7 protein-coding genes are annotated in these 6,227 nt (G+C 63.8%); all 7 read left to right on the top strand.

The window, feature by feature from the left end; all coding sequences use genetic code 11:
* On the top strand, window positions 1–252 hold a 252-nt coding region (locus tag RMO89_RS18350), incomplete at its 5' end, for a hypothetical protein (RefSeq protein ID WP_310534973.1).
* Window positions 249–467 (top strand): hypothetical protein, encoded by a 219-nt coding sequence (locus tag RMO89_RS18345; protein WP_310534971.1) that lies wholly within the window; start codon window positions 249–251, stop codon window positions 465–467. The genes RMO89_RS18350 and RMO89_RS18345, both read left to right, overlap by 4 nt.
* Entirely contained in the window at window positions 464–2,944 is a 2,481-nt protein-coding gene (locus tag RMO89_RS18340) for a hypothetical protein (protein WP_310534970.1), read from the top strand. The genes RMO89_RS18345 and RMO89_RS18340 overlap by 4 nt, the downstream gene beginning before the upstream one ends.
* Before the next feature lie 146 nt (window positions 2,945–3,090).
* Complete coding sequence (locus tag RMO89_RS18335; protein ID WP_310534969.1) at window positions 3,091–5,313, top strand: right-handed parallel beta-helix repeat-containing protein; 2,223 nt, start codon at window positions 3,091–3,093, stop codon at window positions 5,311–5,313.
* A gap of 9 nt (window positions 5,314–5,322) precedes the next feature.
* Window positions 5,323–5,559, top strand: coding sequence for a hypothetical protein (locus RMO89_RS18330; RefSeq protein ID WP_310534967.1), 237 nt, complete (start codon window positions 5,323–5,325; stop codon window positions 5,557–5,559).
* A 36-nt stretch (window positions 5,560–5,595) separates the two neighbouring features.
* Entirely contained in the window at window positions 5,596–5,862 is a 267-nt protein-coding gene (locus RMO89_RS18325) for a hypothetical protein (RefSeq protein ID WP_310534966.1), read from the top strand.
* Window position 5,863: 1 nt separating this feature from the next.
* Window positions 5,864–6,227, top strand: a 364-nt coding sequence (locus tag RMO89_RS18320) for a hypothetical protein (RefSeq protein ID WP_310534965.1), incomplete at its 3' end; no start/stop codon positions are given.

Raw genomic sequence — 6,227 nt, 5'->3', positions numbered from 1 at the left:
GATCCGCTGGCGCTGCCGCTCAAAGCCTATCTGGTGGACAAGCAGGAAACCACGATCAGTCAAGCTGCCGATGGCATGGGGATCGAAGACCTTGACTGGTCGACCCGGTACCGGATCGGCAAGCTGCTGGCGCTGTGGGGCTGGCAGCAGCGGACCCGCAAGGTGGCGAAGCACCGCGCGGCGCGCGTGTTCACCCGTCCCGAGCCGCTGCGCGCGGACGTGGCCGAGATCGATGCGGGAGACGTATCATGATCCGTCGCCGCGCAATGGACCACGAGGACCGGGCGAACCGCTTCCTTGGATCGATGGAGGCAGTTCGCGAACTGCTAACCGCAACTGCGCCGGGCTTCCCGATGCAGGCAGAGCCGCTGGCCTACCTGATGTCGCTGCTGGCGGACGAGGCCAAGCTGGTGGTCACGCCGTACCGCGCATTCAGCAACGACGATGACGAGGACGATCCCGGATGAGTTTCAATGCCTGCCTCGCCAAGCTGGAAGCCGATGGGTCCATTGATGCCGAGCGCGCCGCGCGGTTTCGCGGGGAATACGAGCGGCTGAACAAGGCCTATGGCAAGCGCATGGGTGAGGTCGCGGCGGCGCAGGCGGCAAAGACCGATGTCATGGACGCGCTGGAACGCACGGCGATGACCGAGCGCCGGCAGGGCTTGTTGCAAATCCACAGCCAGCGGAACCTACTGCAAGGGCTGGTCGGTCATGTCGAGGCGGGCGGCAAGGCCGGTCACTATGCCGTTTCGGTGATGGAGCATCACGAGGCGGTGGCCGGATCGGCGGCTATCGACAACCGGCGCGGGGCGCTGTTCAAGCTGGCGTGGAGCCGGATGGACGGGTTCCTTGGCAAGTATCGCCGGGACATGCTGGGGCGGGTGCGCAACGAAGCAGACCTGAACGACCTCGTGCGCGCGCTGCGCGGCGAGAAAGTGGAGAGTGCGGCAACGCGCGAACTGGCCGGTGCGGTCGGCGATACGATGGAATGGCTGCGCCAGCTGTTCAATCAGGCGGGCGGCGATATCGCCAGGCTGGAAAACTGGGGCCATCCGCAAAGCCATGATGCGCTGGCCGTGGGGCAGGCTGGCCTTGAGGAATGGCGCGAATTTACCCGGCCGCTGATCACTGGCGAAAAGATGATCGATACCAGCACGGGCAAGGCGTTCGCCAGTGCCGAAGCGCTGGACGAAGCGCTCGAGGCGGCGTGGCAGAATATCGCCAGCGAGGGCATGGACGGGCGCATTCCGGGGGCCTTCACCGGCCAAGGCAAGGTGGCCAACCGGCGCAGCGATCACCGGTTCTTGGTGTTCAAGGATGCCGATGCGTGGCTGGCCTATAATGAGCGGTTCGGGCTGGGCAACGCCTTCGACGCGATCACCGGCCATATCGACAGCATGGTGCATGATATCGCGGCCATGCAGGTGCTGGGGCCGAACCCGGCGGCGACGGTTAAGTGGCTGGGCGACGTGCTGGGCCAGCAGGCACTGCCGACGCGGGCGGGCGGAAAGCAGGTCAAGCTGGAAGCGAGTGCGCGAAAGAGCGCCGACGTGCTGGCATCGATGTGGGATTACTACAGCGGTTCGCTGACCTCCGTACCGCCCGAATATCGCGGGACGGCGCGGTTCTTTTCAGGCGTGCGCAACTGGAACGTGGCGACGAAGCTGGGGTCGGCGGCAGTGTCTGCCGTGACGACGGACCCGGTGTTCATGGGAATGACGGCGAAGTTCAACGGGCTCGATGCGACGCGGGTTGCGACTGACTACTTCAAGCTGCTGGCCGACAGCGGGCAGCGCGACGTGGCGGCTCATGCCGGGCTGATCTTCAACGACATGATTTCGCGCGGTGAGCGGATGTACCGCGAAGGGCAAGGCGTGAACGTCCACGAAGTGACGCGCCGCGCAGCCGATGCTACCTTACGCGGCAGCGGCCTGACAGCGCACACGGTGGCAGGAAAGCAGGCGCTGGGCCTTGGTTTCATGAAGGACTGGGCCGATGCGGCTGCCATCGGCTTTGGCGATCTGCCGAAGGCGGACAGGCTGGCGCTGGAACGCTATGGCATCGGCAAGGCGGACTGGGACCGGCTGCGCGCGCTCGATGCATTCGATCAGGGCAACGGGGTCAAGATGCTGCGGCCGGGCGATCTGGCGCGTCGCGGCGGGGCCGAACTGGATAGCGCCATCAAGTTCATGACGCTGATCGACAGCGAAGTGCGGTTCGGCATTCCGGGCGAAAGCCTGCGGGCGCAGGCGATGATCGCATCGGTGACCAACCAGCGCAGCGCGTGGTTCCGGCGTGGATCGGTCGGCGGTGAGCTGGTCCATTCGGCAACGCAGTTCAAGACCTATTCGGTCATCATGGTAACGCAGCAGCTAATGCGCGCGATGTACGGGCGGGGCGGGATCAGCCGGGGTGCCTATGCCGTGCTGCTGCCTACCTTCCTGACGATGGGCGGGTTCATGGCCAACGGGTTTCTCGACATTGTCAACGGCAAGGATCCTTCGCCAGCCGATCAGGCGAGCACGTGGGCGCGCGCCTTCGTGCGTGGTGGCGGGCTGGGTATCGTCGGCGACTTCATCGCGCAGGGTTTCCAGACCGATCGCGGTACGACGGTGTCCGGCTTCGTGACCGGGCCGACGATGGGGGCGATCGTCGACCCGATCTCTTCGCTGGTGCTCGGTAACCTTGGTGAGGCGGCAGAAGGCAAGAATACCAATATCGGTCGCGAGGCGGCCAAGCTGTTCAACTCGGCGATCCCCGGCAGCAACCTCTGGTATTCGCGGGCCGCGTTCAACCGCTGGTGGGCTGATAGCCTCGGTGAGCTGGTCGATCCCAATTACCGGAAAAGCTACCGCCGACTGGAGCGCAATGCGGCCAAGGCGGGCACCGAGTATTTCTGGCATCCGGGCGACACCTGGCCCGAGCGCGGCCCGGAACTGTGAGGTTCACAAGGACTATAACCAACAGGTCGCCCGGGGACTTCACACCCGAGCGTGCGCCTGATATGTCAAATGCAATCAACGGGACGTCCCTCGACACGTCCCCGGGTGCTGGCCTGATGCCACCGCCCTAACCGAGGGACGCAGATATGACCGTTGCCGCGCTTGCCGCCACGATCGACTATATTGAGGACGGCGTCACGCTGGCCTTTCCCGCGCCGTTCCGCTTTCTGGCGGCGACGGATCTGGTTGTCACGCGGATTACATCGAGCGGTGTCGCCACGCTGGCCTATGGCAGTGAATGGAATGCGACGGGCGGGACAACTGACAGCGGCGGTACGGTAAACCTGCTGTCGACCGTGGCTGGCGCAAGGCTGCGGATCACTCGGCGGACCCCGCGCGCGCAGACCACCAACTATACGACGGCCGACACGTTCCCGGCCGAGACGCATGAAGGCGCGCTCGATCGCTCCATGCTGATCGACCAGGAGCAGGACGTTGCTATCCTTGAGGCGCTCAACCGGGCGATCAAGGTGCCGGAAGGTGAGACAGGCGGCACGCTGGCGGCGGCTTCCTTGCGCAAGGGCCGATATCTCGGCTTCGACTACGCGACGGGTGCCGCGACCCTGTTCGATGCGCCGACGATTGCGACTGTGGCAAATTCGGTTGTTTCGACCATGGCCGCGCTGACGGCGATCATTGCGCCGGCAGCGGGCCAGTCAGCGCTGCTGACCGAGACGGGGCGCGTCGGGACGTGGGTCTTTTCGTCGGCCAACCTTTCCGGGCAGGTGACCAGCGACGTCGGCAAGGGCCTGTTTGCCGCGCCGGATGCTGCGCCTTCGGGCGCTGCCGGCGCATGGGTGCGCAAGGTGCTGCCGGGCAAGCGCTTCGAGGCAAGCTGGTTCGGGCTGCCGAGCGGCGGCGACGACAGCGCGATCGTGCGCTCGATCGAGGCGCTCAAGGAAGATGGCCGCGACGTGAAGTTCGCGGCGGGCACGTTCAAGTGGAACGATCTGCGCATCAACAAGGCGGGGCATTGGGGCGGTGTCGGCAAGGCGACCGTGGTCGAGAACAACGGCGCCGGTGTCTATAACAGCTTCGGCGTGGCGACCAGCGGCGGGACGCGGATCAGCCACATGCGGTTTACCGGGCTGTATGATGCCGACAATGCCGACGCCCAGTTCCACATCAACGTGAGCCCGCGCGTCAACGTGGTGACCGTGGCCGAGACCATGGAAGATTTCGAGTTCGACCACCTGTTCTTCGATCTTTCGGACACCGGCATCCGTGTGTCGTTCGGCGGAACCGGACCAACCAATGACGTCGCTGGCACGACGTGGTGGACGCCGAGCTTTGTCCACATTCATGACTGCCGGTTCGAGGATGTGCTGTATCAGCCGATCATCCCCGAAGGTCACAATATCCTGATCGAGAATTGCTATTTCAAGCTTTCGGTCAAGCCGGGCGGCGGATACCGGCCGTTTTCCTATTCGCTGCGTATCCTCGGCTGCAACCGGGTGACGGTGCGCAACAACCAGTTTGACGTGCCCTATGATTATCCTGTGATCTCGACCCAGCTTGCCGGGGTCGACAACGGGCTGGCAAATGTCGCCTTCCGCACCGCGCGCAACGTGACGATCGAGGGCAACCGCTCCTCGGGCGGGTTCTTCCTGATCTATCATTCGGCCGATCGACTTTCGATCCGCAACAACTGGTTCTGGAACAACCCGGAAAGCACGACAGACGTGCCGCCCGCGCTGTTCTACCTTGCCTTCCAGCAGGGCCAGCCGATCTACCTGGGCAATGTCGAGATCCACGACAACATCGGCTATGGCTATCCGGTGCAGCTGTTCATCGAGAACAACAGCGCCGACAAGATCAGCTACAAACGGAACACCATCTACGGCAACAAAAAGACCGGCGCGGCCTTCGACATCATGCCGATCAAGGTCATCGTCAACAATGGCGTATTCAACCAGGACGGCGTGACACAGATCAAGCCGCCGTGCTTGCTCGAAATCGAGGGCAACGGCATCCATGCCAATCCGTCGATGATCGGCAGTTTCATGCAGGTGCAGGGCTATTGCGCCGGCCTTCATCTGAGTGTTGCCGGAAATATCACCAGTGAGCGACAGGGGGCCGGAACGACGCTTATCAGCGCGTCGGCCCTAACCGGCGACTTCAAGGTATCTCTCGGCTTCGCTTCGAAGTTCGACAGCTGGGCAACGGTGTCGGGCGCGGTTGACCTGTCCGACGACGTGGTGGGCGATAACCGCGCCATGCCGACCGGGTTCTATGCCGAAGCCATGCTCGCATCGAAGTTCCGCGCCGAGCAGATCGTCTCGACCGTCTATCCGCCAATCTACGCATAGGAGCAGAACATGAGTGATCCCCAGAAAATGGCAGATGCCGCCCGCCGCGCAGCCAAGGAAGAAATCAAGGCCCGCTCGATCAAGATGCAGGAGGACTTGAACAGCTTGCTGCCCGAACTGGTGCGCCAGCAGCTCGCCCCGGTGCGCGCCGAGCTGGCCGACATGCAGGCACGTATGCTGCGGCGCGAGAACCCGGCGGCTGTTGTTGCAGCCGAGCCTGCCGGCGACGACGCCAGCGGCGACTGATTGCAACCCCTGAGCTTTAACGAAGGAACCGACACGATGGGCAAGAACATCAACAGCATCAACGGGATTTCGCCGGCGCTGGAAAAGATCGCGGTCAATCTTGCTGGCGACACGACGTTCGCGATCCCGGCAAAGGCGATCTTTGTCGGCACCGGCGGCACGGTGATCGGCCGCGCGCCGGGCAGCTCGGCCGACGTAACCTACAAGAATGTCGCCAACGGGCAGCTGCTCGACGGCTATTTCGAGATCATCCGGTCGACGGCCAACGGCACGACGGCCGCCGACCTGGTCGCGGAATTCTGACATGCCGCGATTTGGTTTCGGTTTCGGTTTCGGGGGGCATCGGCGCAAGGCGGCGGTGGCCATCCAGCCCGTGCTTTCCGCCTTCACCCGCGCCAGCACGGCCACCTTCATCGGGGACGACGGGCTGCTTCAGACAGCCGCAATCGACACCGCGCGCTATGACCACAGTCTGATCGCGGGGGAATGGCTGGGGCTGCTGATCGAACCGGCATCAACCAACACGTTGTTGCGCAGCAACGACCTGACGCATGCCGCCTGGGGAACCTTCGCTAACGGTACGGGTTCGATCAGTCGCACGGCTTCGGTGCACCTTGCTCCGGACGGGGTCAGTGGCTGCACGGAAGTCACGATCAATCGCGCTGATG

The sequence above is a fragment of the Novosphingobium sp. genome, assembly GCF_031424035.1.
Taxonomy (GTDB): domain Bacteria; phylum Pseudomonadota; class Alphaproteobacteria; order Sphingomonadales; family Sphingomonadaceae; genus Novosphingobium.
The sequence above is the reverse complement of the archived record's forward strand: the minus strand, read 5'-3'. Positions and strand labels throughout refer to the sequence as shown.

Bases quoted from the DNA above. Each gene is read 5' to 3' on its own strand.
- RMO89_RS18345 (WP_310534971.1), top strand. From the start codon at position 249: ATGATCCGTCGCCGCGCAATGGACCACGAGGACCGGGCGAACCGCTTC.
- RMO89_RS18340 (WP_310534970.1), top strand. From the start codon at position 464: ATGAGTTTCAATGCCTGCCTCGCCAAGCTGGAAGCCGATGGGTCCATT.
- RMO89_RS18335 (WP_310534969.1), top strand. From the start codon at position 3,091: ATGACCGTTGCCGCGCTTGCCGCCACGATCGACTATATTGAGGACGGC.
- RMO89_RS18330 (WP_310534967.1), top strand. From the start codon at position 5,323: ATGAGTGATCCCCAGAAAATGGCAGATGCCGCCCGCCGCGCAGCCAAG.
- RMO89_RS18325 (WP_310534966.1), top strand. From the start codon at position 5,596: ATGGGCAAGAACATCAACAGCATCAACGGGATTTCGCCGGCGCTGGAA.